This window comes from Pseudomonas sp. W2Oct36, assembly GCF_041060465.1.
GTDB lineage: Bacteria > Pseudomonadota > Gammaproteobacteria > Pseudomonadales > Pseudomonadaceae > Aquipseudomonas > Aquipseudomonas graminis_B.
In genome coordinates this window covers 14622-31327 of sequence record NZ_JAUERW010000034.1, presented here as the reverse complement: position 1 = coordinate 31327, position 16706 = coordinate 14622, and the positions used below count along the sequence as shown (strand labels likewise).

Below are 16706 nucleotides of genomic sequence, written 5' to 3'. Positions count from 1 at the left end.
TTTTTCTTCTCTGTATAAATGGAAAATGCCCCGAGTTGATCGGGGCATTTTTTTTGGTTAGCTGCTGAGTAGCTGGTTTTCACACGGTCTGGTTGGGTGCGGCTTTAGCCCTCGCTTTTTCCAGCGTTCTGTCGAAGTGCCCGCGATAGAACTCGTGGTTACCCAGGATATAGCAGACGTCGCATTCAAAAGTGTCGCTTGCCCACTCGACGCCTCTGTGGGTGGTATGGATGTCGCCCGCCAGTATCACAAGATCAACATCCAGCACCGGCGGGACGAAATCAGTGAACTCAATGTGGAGGTCAGACAAGACGTACACCTTCATCCGTGCTCCCGATAGTCGTTTTAAGCGTAAATTGATTTCTCCCCTCGATGGAGGTGAGATCCCACTGTGCCTCAGCCTGCAGGGCCCTGGAGCCAGCAGTACGTGAAGGCAAATCATCATAACCGAAAAGCCTCATTATGCACAGCCTTCGCTGTTTATTGAGCCTGTTGCTGTGTGGCCTTATGCTCTCTTTTTGGACGGCCATGACGCTCACAAACGAGCTGGCAGCGACTCTGCGAGCGATACGTCAGCAGCGCGGACTGAGCTATAGCGAACTCAGTGACGCCACCTTTCGCACCACCCTGAGCTTAGTGGAGCGGGGAAAGGCGGGAATTCGTGTGGGTAAACTGGCGGATCTGGCAGCAGCGCTCGACTTCGACCTGACGGCCCTGATTGCCTTGTGCGTGGCGTTGGATCGCGGGGAGTCAGCACAAGATGTGCTCGCAAAAGCTGCCCAGGAATTGCAGCGGTTTGCTGAGGTCGGCGGGCTTGCGTTGCTGCATGAACAACTCAACGGCTCGGAACTGAATCAGCGACCGTCTGGCCAACCAATCAAACTCAAAAATCGGCAGGCTGTGCTTGAACTCAAAGCACAAGGCAAAACGCAAGCTGAAGTGGTGCGTCTGTTGGGGATTTCGCGATCGAGCGTCCAGCGCTATTGGAACGCCGAGCCGGACAATGGTGATGCTACGTAGCTTGGGATCCCAAGCGACTTGAACTCTAGGATGCAACTTTTTCGCCTGGGTGAATACCGCCCTTTCGAGCCCTGCCCGCACAACGCTTCGTTGGCCGCAATCTGCGACGCAATACGCCCCCCGCCACAATGCCTAGCGCAACCATGAGCTACTGAATGGAGGGACTCTGCCCCACCCTATTCCCATGCAAGGATGAGCACGATGACAAAGCAGTACCCAAAACGGTCGATAAATGGCGACGCAGGTGAGCATCTGGTTGCGTTCAAATTCACGAGAACGCTCAGCTGGCCCTGCAGGTTACAAGACGTAGACCTGGGCATTGATGCAGAGATTGAAATATGTGACGACAACAACGCGGCAACAGGCAATGTTGTAAAGCTGCAAGTTAAATCATTCGAGAAAATGGGATCGGCGACAAAGCATGACGTCTACGTCGATGAATCGGACATCTCTTATTGGCAAAGATTTTCTGTGCCGACCATCGTTGTATGTGTAGACCTGACAACTGAGAAGGTCTACTGGAAGTCGATAAATTCAACGGAGGCTTATCAATCTGGCGGCGTATCCCGAAAGATCACATTCAATCTGGCTGAAGATGAGCTCAAACCAGATGCCAAGGCGAAAATCGCAGAGCTCTCCTCTCCAGAGCATTTCAAAGACGTTAACGACATCATCTCAGCAGCGAAGGTCATCCACGACAAAATCATGTCGTCAGACGTGTTCGACACATCCATTGATGAGCTGTCGGCTATCCATGACGCCAGCGATGAATTTGCTCTCCTGATTGCCAGAATTGAGGAAATCAAACGCCATTACCCATGGAGAATCAGCCACTTCAGCTATCGGCAGGTTGAGGTGATGGAATCCGACATGTATAGGCGCCAGAACGATGCAGAGGTTAGCCATCGCAACGGCGTGAACGGCATGTAGAGGCGATCACACGCTGGAGAAAAGCGATAGCCATGATGCAGCCGTGCCAGATCAGCACCTCAAACGGGCAATGACCGGCAAATCCTAAGGATGCTCTGACCAGGGAGCCCGGGCGCTTTGATAACCAGGTTTCTACCTGGCTAGAGCCAGGGAAGGGGCAATTCAAAGCTTGCCGCTGTCCGGGACTGCCGCCAGTCAGCCATCCAGCAGGCCAACCGAACACTCACGCGTCATTGATCACCAGTGGCGCTCAGCCTAAGCTCATAGCGATAAAGCCGCTGGACGGTCACATTGTAGGGGTGAAGGCTCGCCCCGCTGCATTGGAGCCACGTCGGGTTTGGTGTATGATTGAACCTTGAATCAGGAGGATTTATGACTGAGTTCTTCAAAGGCCTCGTTAGCAAAAACGACTTTGTATCCAAGGTTCTGAGCCGCCACAGCTCAAAAAAGGCTGTGAGCGCTTTCGCCCGTAGCTTGAGCACCGAGAGCGTTGACACCATTAACGCGCGCTTCGCCAAGGCTAAACGCGTGGCCTCTCGATAGAATGTGGAAAAAAGGCCACAAAGCGCCTAGCAAGCCGTCCTCTGCCAGCAAGCCAAGCCCTGTCGTCACGCCCGCCCCCGGCAACCAGCCGGTGGTGGAGCACAACCTCATGTACGAAGAGCTGGTATCGAAACCTGACGACATCGTCGGTCAACTCGCTTACTGCATGTACAAGCAAAGCAAGCAGCAGTTTCTGCGAGAATTTGCCAAGCGAAACAATCGGCAGCCTACCGATGAAGAAGTGCGTAACTACGTTCACTGCGCCGAGTTGCCTACTGTATCGCTGTACAAAGCTAACGCGAAAAGCATCTTCGAAGACTACCTGGCTCAGGCCATCCAGGAAAAGCTGGATCAGTTTGAGAAGCACTACAAAGCTGAGCTTTGGTTGTTCATCAAGCGCCACAAGCCCGAAACTTACGGTGAGCGGTTCTCTCATGGGCTGAAGGCATTGTTTTTTGGGGGCATAGGCGGCGTCGTGGGCAACGCGCTCACCACGCTTCTAGTGATCCTCTTCCTATTCGGCGCCGCGTCTAGCGTAACCAGGGATGACTTCTCCAAAAGCTCGCGAGAACGTCTGATCTCAGGCCTTGCTGAGACTTTTGACGTCGGAATCACCATCAATGGTGCACCGAAGGTCGAGCCGCCGGCGGAGCCAGCCTCGGCTTCAGCCCCAGCTACCGCGACTCCCTGATCACCTCGCAATGCCTGGACTTCAGAAAGCCGGGCCGAAGCACTTAGCGAATTCTCCTCGACCAGTCACGGGCAGACAGTGACGTAAGCTGGCTGCCAGCCACGGTTGGCAGTTTGCCCAAGCTAGTTCCCGAAGCGTTATGTTGGTGAGAGAGAGGTTTGTTTCGCCCACTCCTTTGCTCGCTTCAACCTGAGCCAGAAAAGAAATTACGGTTCCCCAGAGCCATCACGACCCATGGCGAAACACCGACGGCGATTGTATCGTGCTGCCACTCCAGCGCTCTTCAAGGACTGAACATGGCCGCCAAGCAATCGCCTTACCTTGCTGCGTCAAGAACGGACAATGGCCCGTTTCTGCAGATTGATTTACACGACGCGGACGGGAACATCGTCGCGCGAAACGATCCCGCTGCGCAGACCGCATTGGTGTGGTTTAGCGATGTAAAACTCACTGTCCCGCCACCTGGTCAGTGGCTGCTGCTTGTACTCGTCGAGTCAGGATCGCTCACGTTTTTCCCGAAGATCTGGGATCACACCAACCCGTCCTACGGTGAACCCAAGTACGATCCCCTGTCGTGCTTTCAGATCAATGATCCCTCTCAGCATCCGTATGTCCTACCCCACGATCAGGACAGCTTGGAAACCATCTTGTCCACTTTACCGCCTGGATTTGTCAGGGACTGGCGATATGGGCTCGGCGTGGCCAGACCGTATCAGTACATCACGAACGCCGTAAGCGAGCTTGAGGGCGTTGATACGCTGGTATTTCAAGCCTCGCCAGATTCGGAAGATGTAACTCGTGTAGGCAACCGCTACTACCTGGGATTCGACCAGTTCGAGGAGCTCTGCACGCGACTCGACAGAGTAAGTGGCAGACACCAGCGTGACGCGGCCAAGGACAAGCGCCTCCTCTGCTACACGGGCCTCCTGCACAACCTTGCGCCCGAGAAGTACCCTGCACGGTCACGAGCGCTCCCGCCCGATGTACTCAAGGATCTCGTGAGCCTGGGTCGAAACAAGCTCTCCAAGGGCGACCGCAGCTCGGCAGCAAAGCTGGTACGCAACAACGTACCCGCCATTGCCCGTGAAGAACCCAGCACTCTGTACGCGCTCAAGGCTGAAATCGAGGAAGTCACCCTGGCCGAGATGATTACCGACTTCAAGAAACTGCTTGAGCAAAAGCATTCTGAAGAGCGCTGGCAGGCTTTCTTCACGACCCACACCTTCATCCTCGACATGGCTTTCGGATACCCCGTCAAACTGGTAGCAACCAAAGCATATGTGGGTGGCAAGGATGTCTCTGGTAAAGGCGGGCAATACACCGACTTTGTCATGGCAGCTCGATCTACCGGGAGCGCTGCCATCATCGAAATCAAGCACCCAGGCATGAAGTTACTGGCAAAAAAAGCCTATCGCGACGGTGTTCATGGGCCGTCCAAAGATCTGGGTGGTGCCATAAGCCAATCCCTCAGCCAACGCGCGAGCCTTCAGGCGAATATTCGTAACCTGACTGATCGGCTGGATGATGACGTGCACATACGCAGTTACGCTGTGCCCATCGTCATTGTGGCGGGACTGACACCTGAGTCCAAGGCGGAGCAGCGATCCCTTGAGCATTTGCGTCACAGCATGAAAGATGTGCAGATCATCACGTTCGATGAGTTGCAAGGAAGGCTCGAAACGATTCATCGCGCTCTGCGACCCGATGAAGACGACGCTCTAACCTCTCCGGCCTAGAGCCCTCATGCCGTGTGCCCAGGGCCAGTGAGCCTACTACCTCCACTAAAGGATACCGCTTGAATGGATTCTCCTCTCTGGATCGCCCCTCGGAACGGCCAAGACTGGATAGATCAGCCGATCTTGGATGCCATCACCTGGTTTCGATCACTGATTGAGAAGCGTGAATGGAACTCACGGATGGAGGCAGTGCAGTCCTTTTTTGAGGATGCACTACCCAGATGGACGCAAGGCGAGCGAGTCCTTTTTTATGATGAGCGCGATGCTGTGTTTTGGTACCTGCATCAAGCCAACGCGTTCGCTCAGGATCGGCGACACTACTTCGCTCCTGACGGTTTTCGCATCGCCCCCGTCATGCACCGTATCGGCCAGCTTCTACCTCACCTCACGCAGGTCGAAGGGGTGAATGACAGAATCGAAACCTTGCTCAAAGGGGGTCGAAAAACACCTGACGCCGGGCTCTATGAAATCCTGGTCGCAGGAGCATACAAGAGTCGGGACTGGTCTAAGGTCGCCTTCGTACCCGAGCAAATAGGCGTTTCCAAGACACCCGATCTAGTGGTTAGTGGTAACCGCCGGCGTTGGGCAGTGGAGTGCAAGCGCGTCAATCAGTCGGGGTACGAAAAACAAGAGCGTGCCTGCGCTGAAGCGCTCGCAAGTCCCGTCCACGAACTCGCTCGACGCCTGGGTCGAAGGTTGATTGTGGATGTGAAGTACCTCCGAGAACTCAGAGACTACCCGGTCGACACTCTGCTGAGGCACGTGGAGCGTTACCTTGAGAACCCTAGTGAGCGATTCGTTTTGCAAGAAGGCCAACTGATTGCACACATCAGAGACGCTGATTGGAGGATGCTGGATGCGGTCATTGCCCACGACTACATCTTTTACGGGGCCAGCCGAATGATCGAACTGATCAAGGGTTCGTATGACCTATCGTTTGATCACAGCTTCAGCGCCGATTGGACACCCGGCGAGCATATGCCCTTCCATGCCGACAGGGTTCACCACGCAAGCATCGTCAGTTGGCAAAGCGGATCAAAGGAAGCTGCAACCGCGAAAGCTGTGCACTTTCGCAGCACAGTGGGGCGGGCCGTGCCTCAGTTAACCCTAGATTGTCCAAGTGTTGTGCACGTTGGCTACGAAGCCTTGAGCGGGTCATCAGAAGATGAGCGCCGCCACGTACTCAATGAAATGCAAACGCGCAAGTTCCGGGCTGAGGGCTCAAGGCTGCGATACGTCTACGCCAACTACCTGCGACCCGAGCATGCGAATGCTCGCATGGAGTCCTGGGCGGTCAGCGAAACCACTGCGTATTATCCGATCGGCAAGCATCGGACACCGCAGCCACTTCCCCACCACTTGTTGCTTGAGGATGGTGATGGCACCCCTGGAAATCATTGGTGATACCCAGTGGCGTCAAGTCAGCCCGATCCGCGTCCAGTCCCGCCCCCATGCTAGCCTCGATGGTAACGCCAGTAGTTGTCTGACACTGCCCCGTGCCCATACTCGTGGCACGATTGGCGGCCAGCCGATGCACTCTTTCTCAAGGATATTGTGACCGTGACAAATGACGTCGAACCCGAGACCGAAGACCAGACTCTACTCCACTGCACTGTCCCCCCAGAATGTCAGCTGTCGTTTCGAACGATGCCAGATGACGCGCAATGGCGTGACGGATTCATCGAAACCATTCGCCGACTGGTTGAGGCCTGCGGTCGCGCCTTTGACCTCTCTGACTTGGACGGGGTGACGGTCGGATTTGATTACGACGATGCTCTGAACTCGGTCGACTTGGGGTATGAGTCGCAAACGGCGCGGGGGTATACGAACACGGAAGGTCTCGTGGGTGTCGGCAAGGCGATGCGGGTTCGTCGCAATGGAGCCACCAAGACGCATGTGGTCTTGCGTGCAAACACCCTGCTCGGTCTGATAGAGCACGGCCCGGACACAGATGACTTCTGGGCGACGGCGAACATCGTTGCTCATGAATTGGCGCATGTCCAAGTCACGACCTGGTTCGAGGCTCACTCGCCGGGCGTTATGCTGGCCCCACACCAGGGCGACTGGGTAAGAGCGTCACTGCGTGACGCCGCTCATACAATCTGGGAGGAGTACGCAGCGTGTCGGCTAGCTGCCCCAGTAAGCAGTGGGGAGCTGGTCACAACCAGCTACACCGATGGCTTTCAGACCGCCGTTACGGGCGCAATTTCCAAAGCACGCCGCTCGATCATCGATTACCGGACGCACAGTGACATTTCCCGTCTGACCGTTGAAACCTCGCGTGAGGTATGCCAGCCACTGAAGATGGTGGCCTATCTTCTGGGTCACCTGGATGGTCTTGGCCAAGAGGTTGATCTGGAGGCCAGATGCGCATTCGAGGAGCAGATCGCAGCCCACCTTCCTGCACTGCTCGGCGCACTCAGAGAGGCCTGGGATTGCCGGGAGTCTTGGGATGGTCTTGCAAGCCTTGACCCTGTTGTGCAGGTCATCATCGATGCATTACGCACGGCAGGGATTGAACTGACGCTGGCTCAGGGCAGTTCGAGCTCACACGTATCGGTGCCCTTCACTGCAGAAACCCTACCCAATGGCGAGGCCGATATGGCAATGATTCGTATGCGGCAGGCCTTGGGATTGGAGTTCTAACGATCGAGAGCCGTGGTGACTTCGCTTCTGGCGTGCACCAGATTTTTTTGTGAATCATGCCGTATTGCCTTGAATCTGCGTGGTTTTGCCTCCATTTATATATAGCGGGTGACACAGCCCGCTGAGCAAAAAATCGTGACCATGAAGGCAGAGCGCTCAGCCAACAGCTACCAAGCAAAAGGAATGAGACGCGCATGTTCACAATCATCAACGCCATCCCAGGCGCCATCGGCGAAGTCTTGAGAGTTGACGTTTATCGAGACGAAAACAGACCTGATCGGCAGGAAAAGGTCGGCCAGGGCTACCCGCTGAACCCTGTGTTGAGGGAGAACTTCGTATTTACTCCGCACCATCAGCGAGTACCCGCAGAACGTACAGACTGGTGGGATTTGCCATATATCCAATCGATGACGTGGGAACAGTCAGAGGTGCAGTCCCGCCAAGCTTTGCAGGCTTGGGACGACGGCCTCAACCCTATAGAATTCGAAGCCCGCATCAAGGCTCACAAAGAGTCGTTTTTCGCGTTCAATCCGAGTGGTACGAAGTACACCGTCTACTGCCCGGACGGGGGCGCATGGGATCGGCCCACCCGATGGGGCTGTTTTCCAACCCTTGAAGAGGCAATCGAGCGCTGTGACAACGGCCCTCTCTGGCGAAGATGCAAGCAAGAAGCCGCGCTCTGTGTTTAACGGGCTCTCTTTGCCAAGTTAACAAAAAGGCCCGGAGCAGATCAATGTTGGACTGATACTGGCTCAGGGCCCTATGCCGAAAACGACTCGAAGCTCGCTGGCCTTCAAGGCCAGTTTTCGATCAATCCAGAGCGGCAATATTCAGCGCTTGGGCGCACTCGATGAGTGAATGGCGCTGTCTGTAGATCGGAACATCGAGTCTGATTACCTACATGTGACGCAGCTTACCTACATGTGACGCAGCGAAAATGGGTAGAGGGGGGGGATGTACGAAACCAAACATCCTCCCCCCCTACCCTTTCGCCTCAAGATTCGAATCAGGATGATCGCCAAGAAAATCCAGCTAGGCCGTCGTCAGCTCAGGCAACGCCAGGCCTCATGGCTTGGCACAATCAAGAATCGAGGGGCAACTCACCCGCTGTCTGTACTGAGCGAACCCACCTTGGGTTGCCGCTTGGCGTTTCATCCGGAATCAAGATTCCATATCCACTTTGCACGCAGTTTTGCGACTGGCAACTGCCCCGCAGACACGTGAAATGTCGAGCCAGCCCTCGCCAGTTTGCCGTGCGTTGTACGGCATGAGCCCGGTTATTTCACCCTGATGAACCTGTCCCCGGCACCACTGCCCCTTGCCCACTGGAACATGGCATTCTGACCGCATTCTTTTGATCGGCACTGAATCAGAAACACAGCGAGGAATCACGATGGGTGACATTGGGACAAGCGGCGAGCTTCACTTCATGGCGCTCTGCGCTGGCGAGGGCATCACCGCCAACAAGTCTCAAGCTGACAGACATGGGTGGGACGTCCTCATTGAGGTCGACCAGGATGCGGCAGGGCTGACGCAGCAGACGCTGCACGAGCCGATCATCACCGGAACAGTCCAGATAAAATCAACCCAGTCCACATCCCTCAAGGTCAGCGTCACCCTTGCCAATCTTCGAAAGATGGCTTCGAACTCGTTGCCAGCGTTTTACTTGCTGATGGACTTCTCACAGGGACAGGTACCCACCAGAGCCTTCCTTCGCCATGTCGACGAGGGATTGATCGAGCAGATCCTGGAGCGAGTAAACACCCATGTGGTGACCGGAAAGGGTGGAAGGCTTCATAAGGCTTCAATGCAGATCGACTTTGGGCAAGGTCGGGAAATCGCGCTCAATGGCTCAACCAGCTTCAAGGCTGAAATTCTCCGGACGATCGGCAGCTCACAGGCCCAGTACATCGATAGAAAACATCGCTTCCTGCAGAAAGTCGGCTTTGGAGATGGCAGTCAGTCAATGCGCTTCAGCCTGGAGGGGCATGAAAACCTGCAAGCAATGGTCGAGGCTACTTTAGGTCGAGGAGGCCCTGTTGAGCTTCGGGAGATGCAATTTGTCTCGAAGCGCTTCGGCCTCGAAGACCCCAAGAGTCACTGGAATGCTTCCGTCGGCACACTGGTGGTCGAGCCTTCCCCTCCAGCTTCCAGGGGCACAATCACTCTCAGAAACAGGCGAACAGGGGACAGCGTTCAGTTAGACGCAGCCGCCTACGTGAGCGCCATGCACGCCCTTCTGCCTTCAAGTACTCTTCAGATACGGATCGACTGCGGCCTGTTCGATTGGTACATCAATGCAGATGGTACAGAGGCGAAGTTCAACTCAACCCTCGACCCTGAAATCCCGGTCAAACTGGAACACCTGTGCAGCTACCTTCAGGTGATTAAGATGCTGGCTCAGCCTGAAGGACTTGCAGTTGAAATGGACTTCCACGGCTCCAAGTCCCCTTTCACCATCACGGGAGGGTCAAGCCTACCGACATTCCCTGGTGCCCTGGGAACGGCAGACATACTCCTTAAAACAAAGATGGAGTTGGGAGATCGCGGGCTGCTGGAGGTCAGTCTGCTGGAGCTGATCCGCAGCGGCCAAAATGTAAGAGCCTTCCACGCATTCCTTAGCCAAAAAGCCAGTGCCAGGCTGGAGTTTCCTTACGAAGACCTGGCCGAGCCGTTCGAGGCGGTCTGTCTGGCGCCACTGGAGCTGTCGGTGGGTGGAAAATGTTACCTGGTCATTCTCGCGGTCTATGGAGACTTGAGCGTGCTGCCCAATGGCAGATTCTCCATGGCCACGACACACCACGACACGGTCTATAAAACGGTTCTGAGCGAGCATGAGCGCACGCAGGAGGCGACCCTCCGGCAGCTGCAGCAGGTGGTTGATGATTTTACCCACCACTTGCCGATTGTGAGCCTGATGCCCCCCATGCCAAATCTTGATGCGAGAGATCAGGATCACACTGTCTAACCCCACGCAATCGAGCAAGCACCCAGGCGACCTGCACAACGCTTGAAGCAGGCCAAACCATTAGCCGATGAAACTGGGCCCACGTTACGTGGGCTCAGTGCAGAGAAGATTTGTCAGGGGGAGGGCAAATACCCAGTGCTGCTGCGCCTCCCCCATGACCCCGCGTATTCAGGTCGAATCGAGGTAGTGCGTTTTTTCAAAATCCCCTTCTCGATGCGGCCCCACATACAGCAGAAAAACGTAATACCCTGACGCCAGATCCACCGCCTGGAAATAGATTCGAGGGCAGTTCTGCGGGGTCGTCGCATCCCCTTTCTTCAAGTGAACACAAGACTCATCCTTGTGAACTGACTTGCCTCCTTGAAACACCTCTAGCTCGATCAGGTCACCGCCTGACTGGGCAAGCTTGAGCTTTCGGGCATTGAAAAACTCTTCCATTGTCCCATCGATTTTGCCCTCTAAACCGATGATCTCTACCAAGGCATCAATGCCGTCTCTGATGAACCTATACCGCTGCTTGCTAACCTCGTCACACGTGTCCACGGCACTAGACACCACGACGAGCCGGGGGCAGTTCGCCACGGCCTCAGCGATGTATGCCGATGGGTTCTCTGGCTTTTCCTCACCGCCAATGGCCTCAAGGAGCAGTTTGGTCGCGGCGTTCGCCTTTGGTTGATCCAGTTGCTCGTGCCGCTTGAGGAATGGCCAGCCACCCTTCTCCTGCTCAAAGCAGACAACATTCGCGCCCATGTCCGCCATTTCGATCAGGTCATCAGCGACGTTCTCAGGCAGCAAGGCAAATGGAAGTACAAAAATACGTGCATCTTTGAACCCCTCCCCGATCGTCTCGCAGTACTGCCATAGGGCATGAATCGCGCAACTTGGGTGCGGCAAAAGGACGTATTCCCCTTGATTCCCCCAGCCACAGGGAATGATGTGAGCCTTGATCTGCCGCTTGAGTAGCTTACTCTCTACACGACTTTGCTCACTTTGGGGCAGGCCAACAATAAAGACATTGGTCATCCCGGCAACCCCTTTTTTACAGACGGGAGTTGGCGAGAACGCAACCTAGCAACGCAGGAATTGCGATAGACACAATCTCTTGCTCAGTCATCAGGGCCAGCAGCTTCTGAGCCTGATCGCGAGGGCTGAGCTGCCCTGGGCGCGCCGAGTCGACCGGCTCGGTTGGCTGGTCAGCCTGGCCAAATTTGAAAGTAAACAGGGGACTCAGCGGAATCTCATGCTGACCTGCCCATTTCTGTACAGCTTCCGTGACACGCTCAGCCCTGTAGCGCTTCCACTCTGACTGCCGCTTACCCAGCGCACGACCGAATAGGATACTCAGCTGACTGGAGTAAGGCTGCTCAAGCAATTGAACAAGTGAGGAAGCCTCGGCGCTTGGAAAGTTGCTGAGCGCGAGAAACTGCTGCATCCACGACAACTGGGTTTGTGCATCGATTCTTGGAATCTCAACAAACCGGTGAGGCGATTCGCAAACCAAGGCAACTTTTTGAGCGTCGGAATCAAGAAAGTGCAGCACATTGCCTGAATCTCGATCCAGGTAGCGCTTACGATGCTCGTTGAGGTGCGTGAAAGCCTGCCACACATCGCCGCGAATGAGCCTCACAGGCAGCGGCTTCGCTGAAGCCGAATGCACAGTCTCGTGCTGCCCGACAGATGACGACGACGCAGAGACCGATGGATGCTTTAGCGTGACCACGATGTCACCGCCAGTGGACGATTTCTCGACAAGCAGCCGCTCGCCCAGTTCGGCGATCAAAAACTCAGAAAATTTCCTGTAGCCAAGCTGCTTTTCATCAAAAGCGGGAAGGCCTGCATTCAGGAGGGTGCGGGTTAGGCGCTGCTTCAGTCGAGCGCCAACATCAGAAGGCCGATCCGAGAGAAGCTCAAGGATGGCAGTATGAAGGTATTGCAAATCCATAAATTCTCCAGGCAAAGAACTGATACCCACCACAAAGCATGTGGTAGGTATCGTCAATTCGTTTTTTTGCCCGGTTTCATTACTGTTGACATCGTCATCTGGAAAGCGAAACCGTGGAGAACACGATCCAGCACACTGGCAATGCTACAGCCCTTGAGAATCGAGTGGATAGGTTTTGTTACCCAGTGATCTCTCGGTAGCCCTCCAAAGCACGCACGTGTCAGCCTTGGAGCCGTAAGTAATGGTACGCAAAGCCTGCTCGGCCCGTCAAATCTATTTGGTATAGTAATACGATACGATACAAATCAGGGCACCCTTCTACCCCCAAACAGCCACCAAAGTTTGCTCCCCTGGGATAGTGCGAGGGCCTCACAAGGTGCCCGCCCTTCTCGGCCAGTCACGCGGTATCAACGCATCGCCCGATTGCTTGTTCCAGCGCTTGCGAGTGGCGGCGACGTAACGAGGATCATCCCCGAAGAATGCATGCTCAATCAGCAGCACCTGCAGGCCTTCCTGAGCGGCTGTCTCATTGAACAAGAAATCTAGGTGGCGGCGCACGGCCAAAACCTCTTCGTTCTCTCCAATGCTCGACTCATCATCCCCGCGCTGCGGGTAGTAAGGGCGACTGATCTGGTCGAATGCCAGAAACGCCGGCACAGGGCCAGATATCTCTCCAAGGTATTTCTGGAGTGCGAAAGATAAGGCAATGTGAATGGCCAGGTAGTTCTCATCCGAGCCGGCGTCCGGCAGCTGTAGCACCGCCCCTGAGCCTTTTTCGATGATGGCGACATCAGGCGGCTTGGACGAGAACTCCAGATCAGCACCCGCGCATGGCTGGCCCGTAGGCAGCTGGGCAAACGCCTCTGATAAATAATGTGAGACCTTACGCTCAGCGCGGGCCAGCAGTACCTGCTTGGCTCGGTTGTCAACAAGGGCCTCCAGTTCCTGGATCTGGGCGTGCAGCACGTTCAAGTCGGGGCCTGGTAACGGCTTTACGGGATTCATTTCTAAAAACTGTGACACCTTACCCAGCAAATGAGTGTGATACTGGGCCAGGCTGTCCAGCCTCTTGATTTCATCACTCTGACGAATCCAGGTTTTAATCCGTTCATCGACTTGGTTGAGACTGAGGTTGAGCCGGGATATTTCCAGCTGCAACGAATCCTCATGCTCGACAAGACGAGGCCTGACACCTTCAACTGCCACACTCTCCGACCGGACGATGTCCATGGAGTGACGGATGGCCATGGATATCTCCATCCCGCGCTCGCTCGGGGTCTCGCACAGTGGACATACGTGTGCCACCGGTTGAAGGTGCTCAGCGATTTTCAGCTTGTCATATTGGCGCTGCACCGCACCTGCGAACCCCCTCATCTCATCCAAAGCAGTGCGAGTGGCCCGTGACTTGCGCCGAGCCCTCTCAATGTCGCTGAGCAGGCTTCGCCGCTGAGCATAGAGGTTGGCTAACTCCCCCTCATTCGGATTGGTGCCAGTGCTAGGCTCAAGCTTCATGACCCGAACCAGCGCCTCATGCAACTGCCTTTCGGACGCGTCACTTGCAGGAAGGTCGCACAGGCCGCTGCGGTGGGCGTCCATGAGCAATCGCATCGCAAGCTTCTTGTAATCGTTGCCCGCCTCCAGACGAGTGCGGACTTGGCGCTCCTCGCGCTCAAGCTTTTTGCGAAGGTCGCGCAGACGACGCTCCTGAAGCACGGTGTCCTGCGTCACCACTCCCAAAAAGTAAGGCATCGTTTCGATGATTGCCGGGGCTTCATCGGCCTGATCAAGCCCATGAAGCAATGCGGTTTCGTTGTAAATGACGTCTTTGGGGACAAACATATAGGCCGTTGCATGGCGCACTGATGGTCGCCATTTGCGGACAGTCTTGTCATCGGAAGCATCTGGAACAGCACCGATACCAAATGCCCGTTCGATATAAGCCTTGCCCGCTTCAAGCGTCGTGACGCCCTCAAATTGCTCCAGCGTGTTGGGGATGGCAAGATTGCGCCCGCTACTCACGAACATGCGTGTGCTCGTACCTTTGCCCACAGGCGGGATGAGCCTGGCGGTGATCATCTGGGCTGCACCCAGCACCCACTTGACCCCCACGGCGACGCTATGGCGCTTCACGTGCGCTGCGAGCTCGCACTTGCTCGAACCCAGGCAGTAGTCGATGGCCTTGATCAGGGTAGATTTACCTGTCCCCGATGCCCCGGTGAAGATGTTTACCTCTCCAGGTTTGAGTTCGAGGATACGTACCCGCCCGCCTTCACCGATGAAGAAGATCTCGGAGATGTTCCAGCGGCTCATAATTCCAGCCCCATCATGTCGAATACTGTCCTTGTTGAGCCTGCCAAGGCTAACCAGCAGCCCAGGCGATCAATGTTCTTGAAAACTTGCTGAGTGCTCTTACTCAGCTGCATCGTGAGGTGCTTGGGAACGCTTGACCCACCAGGCACCAACCGCCCCTCGGAATTGATCGCCAAGAGATGACAAAAGCAGGCGAACCGAATGGCCTCCGTCACGATATCGAGCGAGCCATTCACGCGTCCCGCGAGCCTGATCTGAATCACTGGGTTACGACGCAGCCATTCCAGAAGCCCTGTCCGGCGGTCGGTACGATCAAACGTGGACGAGAGGTCACCAGACAGGGCCAGAGGCAGCGCCGCGTAGCACAGAGAGATGTCCGGGTCGGTGCCGGAGCGGGATCGATAAGCACCAACGAATGTGGCCAGCAACGCTGCGCAGTAAGCCGGGTTGGTTTCGGCAAAAATGTCATGGGCGACGGCCATGCCCTAGTCCTTTAGAAGAGCGCGAAAATCTGGGTGCCACCCGACCTGAAGGTCGATGGCCAGCACCTGGTAGGTTCCTCGCACGTAGTAATGTCCCTGCCAGCTCGGGGCGATGGGTTCGACTTGATTTGGAGCAAACTCATGCGTCCAGCGCAGCAACTCCAGCCCCTTGGCTCGCACTTGAGAGGCCTCAAGGTCTTCGCAGTCTTCCGCCATCTGATCATGCCGATCAGACCAGTGCTCGGTGAGCTTGGCATCGTAGACAGCAATTTTGGAGCGCATTTGCGGATTGTCGACGATCCATTTTGATCGCTGCTCTTTCGCTCTCCATTGCTCTCGAACAGCTTTGGAGATGTCCGATCCCTTACCATCGACCAAGGCAATCTGACGATAGAGCATGCCGTCAGCCTGGTAGTTTTCCGGATGGGTGACCAGGTCAAAGTCAGCGACAAGCCTCTCGTCTTCCAGCTGCGCAATGATTGCGGAGATGCACTGCTCCATCTCGCTGCGCTGAATCACCCGTTCACGTTTACCGCAAAGTGTGTAGACGATTTGCTGATCCCACCATGCCAGCAAACGTTCGGCGGCCATTAGCCGCTGTTGCTTAGGGATCAGATGCAGCCACTTGGATACTTGGTTGGGGATCTGGTCAATGGTGACACTGCCCTGCTGGATACGGATACGTCGGAGCAGGTTCAGCCTCACCGAGGCATCAAGAGCAAGAAAGGCCTCGCAGCCGGCGGCGCGTGCTGTATGGGGAAGCTTGTCGCCGGCAGCCTTTGCTTCGGAGCGCTCATCCACAACCCTGATAGCTTCCTCGACCATCGCGTCCAGCAACGGCTCTCGACTAGCCTGCGTGTTGCACAATGCAACCAGATGCGAACTGTCTGGAACCTTCCCTACCGAGACCAGGTGGAAAGTTGTATCGGCAAGGGACACCAGCGGCAAGGCGTCGATCCAGACCTTGATGGTCTTCCACAGCGCTACGGACGCCAGCGTCACCGGCGGAGGGTTGTCTTGTACGGAGTGCTTAAGCTGGAAAAGTAGCTTCTGCCCGTTGGCCTTTAGCTCAACATCATCCAGCCTCTCCACAGCCACACCTGCGTCATCAGCGGTCTGGGACAACAGCGTCAGCAGTGCAAACTGACTCTGATAGTAAAAACCCAAGACAGCTGGCGTCGCATCATGAAGCGTGTTCGATCCTGTGCTATCCATCACCCGTACAAGCGCCTCCATGAGCAAGATGCGATCCAATGCTGACCATGCAAATGATAACAGAATGCCATCGCTTAATTACAGGAAGGCCCACAAGAGACGCTACCGGCAGATACCGCTTCCTGTTCGACCTGCGCCGACGGGCAACTTGTTGCATTTCCAAGGGGGACGGTCGTTAGAAGTAAGGAATGCTGTGCTTTATCGGATGATGAAGCAGGAGCGA

14 protein-coding genes and 1 pseudogene are annotated in these 16706 nt (G+C 55.5%); 9 read left to right on the top strand and 6 right to left on the bottom strand.

What is annotated here, in order from left to right; all coding sequences use genetic code 11:
* Positions 1 to 91 precede the first annotated feature (91 nt).
* Positions 92 to 325: pseudogene (locus QWI18_RS25130) on the bottom strand (metallophosphoesterase); the annotation flags it as partial.
* Positions 326 to 462: 137 nt separating this feature from the next.
* Between QWI18_RS25130 and QWI18_RS25125 the strand changes: the two are divergent.
* The 9 genes from QWI18_RS25125 to QWI18_RS25085 all read left to right on the top strand — a co-directional run bounded on the left by QWI18_RS25125 (position 463) and on the right by QWI18_RS25085 (position 10534).
* Positions 463 to 1020, top strand: coding sequence for a helix-turn-helix domain-containing protein (locus QWI18_RS25125; RefSeq protein WP_241083779.1), 558 nt, complete (start codon positions 463 to 465; stop codon positions 1018 to 1020).
* A gap of 201 nt (positions 1021 to 1221) precedes the next feature.
* Positions 1222 to 1950, top strand: a complete 729-nt coding sequence (locus QWI18_RS25120) for a DUF4365 domain-containing protein (RefSeq protein ID WP_010426675.1) — start codon at positions 1222 to 1224, stop codon at positions 1948 to 1950.
* Between the two features lie 372 nt (positions 1951 to 2322).
* On the top strand, positions 2323 to 2493 hold the full coding sequence (locus QWI18_RS25115) for a hypothetical protein (protein ID WP_010426673.1): 171 nt from the start codon (positions 2323 to 2325) through the stop codon (positions 2491 to 2493).
* Between the two features lie 109 nt (positions 2494 to 2602).
* Positions 2603 to 3184: a hypothetical protein gene (locus tag QWI18_RS25110; RefSeq protein WP_010426672.1), complete on the top strand. Its 582-nt coding sequence runs from the start codon at positions 2603 to 2605 to the stop codon at positions 3182 to 3184.
* Between the two features lie 296 nt (positions 3185 to 3480).
* Complete coding sequence (locus QWI18_RS25105) at positions 3481 to 4920, top strand: Shedu immune nuclease family protein (protein ID WP_010426669.1); 1440 nt, start codon at positions 3481 to 3483, stop codon at positions 4918 to 4920.
* A 63-nt stretch (positions 4921 to 4983) separates the two neighbouring features.
* Positions 4984 to 6324: a hypothetical protein gene (locus tag QWI18_RS25100; protein ID WP_369320132.1), complete on the top strand. Its 1341-nt coding sequence runs from the start codon at positions 4984 to 4986 to the stop codon at positions 6322 to 6324.
* A 156-nt stretch (positions 6325 to 6480) separates the two neighbouring features.
* A complete protein-coding gene (locus QWI18_RS25095; protein ID WP_369320131.1) occupies positions 6481 to 7566 on the top strand; it encodes a hypothetical protein in 1086 nt (361 codons plus the stop codon).
* A 194-nt stretch (positions 7567 to 7760) separates the two neighbouring features.
* Positions 7761 to 8255 (top strand): hypothetical protein, encoded by a 495-nt coding sequence (locus QWI18_RS25090; RefSeq protein WP_369320130.1) that lies wholly within the window; start codon positions 7761 to 7763, stop codon positions 8253 to 8255.
* 704 nt (positions 8256 to 8959) lie between these two features.
* Positions 8960 to 10534, top strand: a complete 1575-nt coding sequence (locus tag QWI18_RS25085) for a hypothetical protein (RefSeq protein WP_122593009.1) — start codon at positions 8960 to 8962, stop codon at positions 10532 to 10534.
* A gap of 168 nt (positions 10535 to 10702) precedes the next feature.
* On the opposite strand, the gene QWI18_RS25080 is transcribed toward QWI18_RS25085, so the two are convergent.
* The 5 genes from QWI18_RS25080 to QWI18_RS25060 all read right to left on the bottom strand — a co-directional run bounded on the left by QWI18_RS25080 (position 10703) and on the right by QWI18_RS25060 (position 16522).
* Positions 10703 to 11557: a hypothetical protein gene (locus tag QWI18_RS25080; protein WP_010426658.1), complete on the bottom strand. Its 855-nt coding sequence runs from the start codon at positions 11555 to 11557 to the stop codon at positions 10703 to 10705.
* A gap of 16 nt (positions 11558 to 11573) precedes the next feature.
* Entirely contained in the window at positions 11574 to 12476 is a 903-nt protein-coding gene (locus tag QWI18_RS25075) for a UPF0158 family protein (RefSeq protein WP_010426656.1), read from the bottom strand.
* A gap of 369 nt (positions 12477 to 12845) precedes the next feature.
* Positions 12846 to 14786: a DUF3732 domain-containing protein gene (locus QWI18_RS25070; RefSeq protein WP_010426654.1), complete on the bottom strand. Its 1941-nt coding sequence runs from the start codon at positions 14784 to 14786 to the stop codon at positions 12846 to 12848.
* A complete protein-coding gene (locus QWI18_RS25065) occupies positions 14783 to 15268 on the bottom strand; it encodes a three component ABC system middle component (RefSeq protein ID WP_122593007.1) in 486 nt (161 codons plus the stop codon). The genes QWI18_RS25070 and QWI18_RS25065 overlap by 4 nt, the downstream gene beginning before the upstream one ends.
* A gap of 3 nt (positions 15269 to 15271) precedes the next feature.
* On the bottom strand, positions 15272 to 16522 hold the full coding sequence (locus QWI18_RS25060) for an ABC-three component system protein (RefSeq protein ID WP_241083778.1): 1251 nt from the start codon (positions 16520 to 16522) through the stop codon (positions 15272 to 15274).
* Positions 16523 to 16706 lie beyond the last annotated feature (184 nt).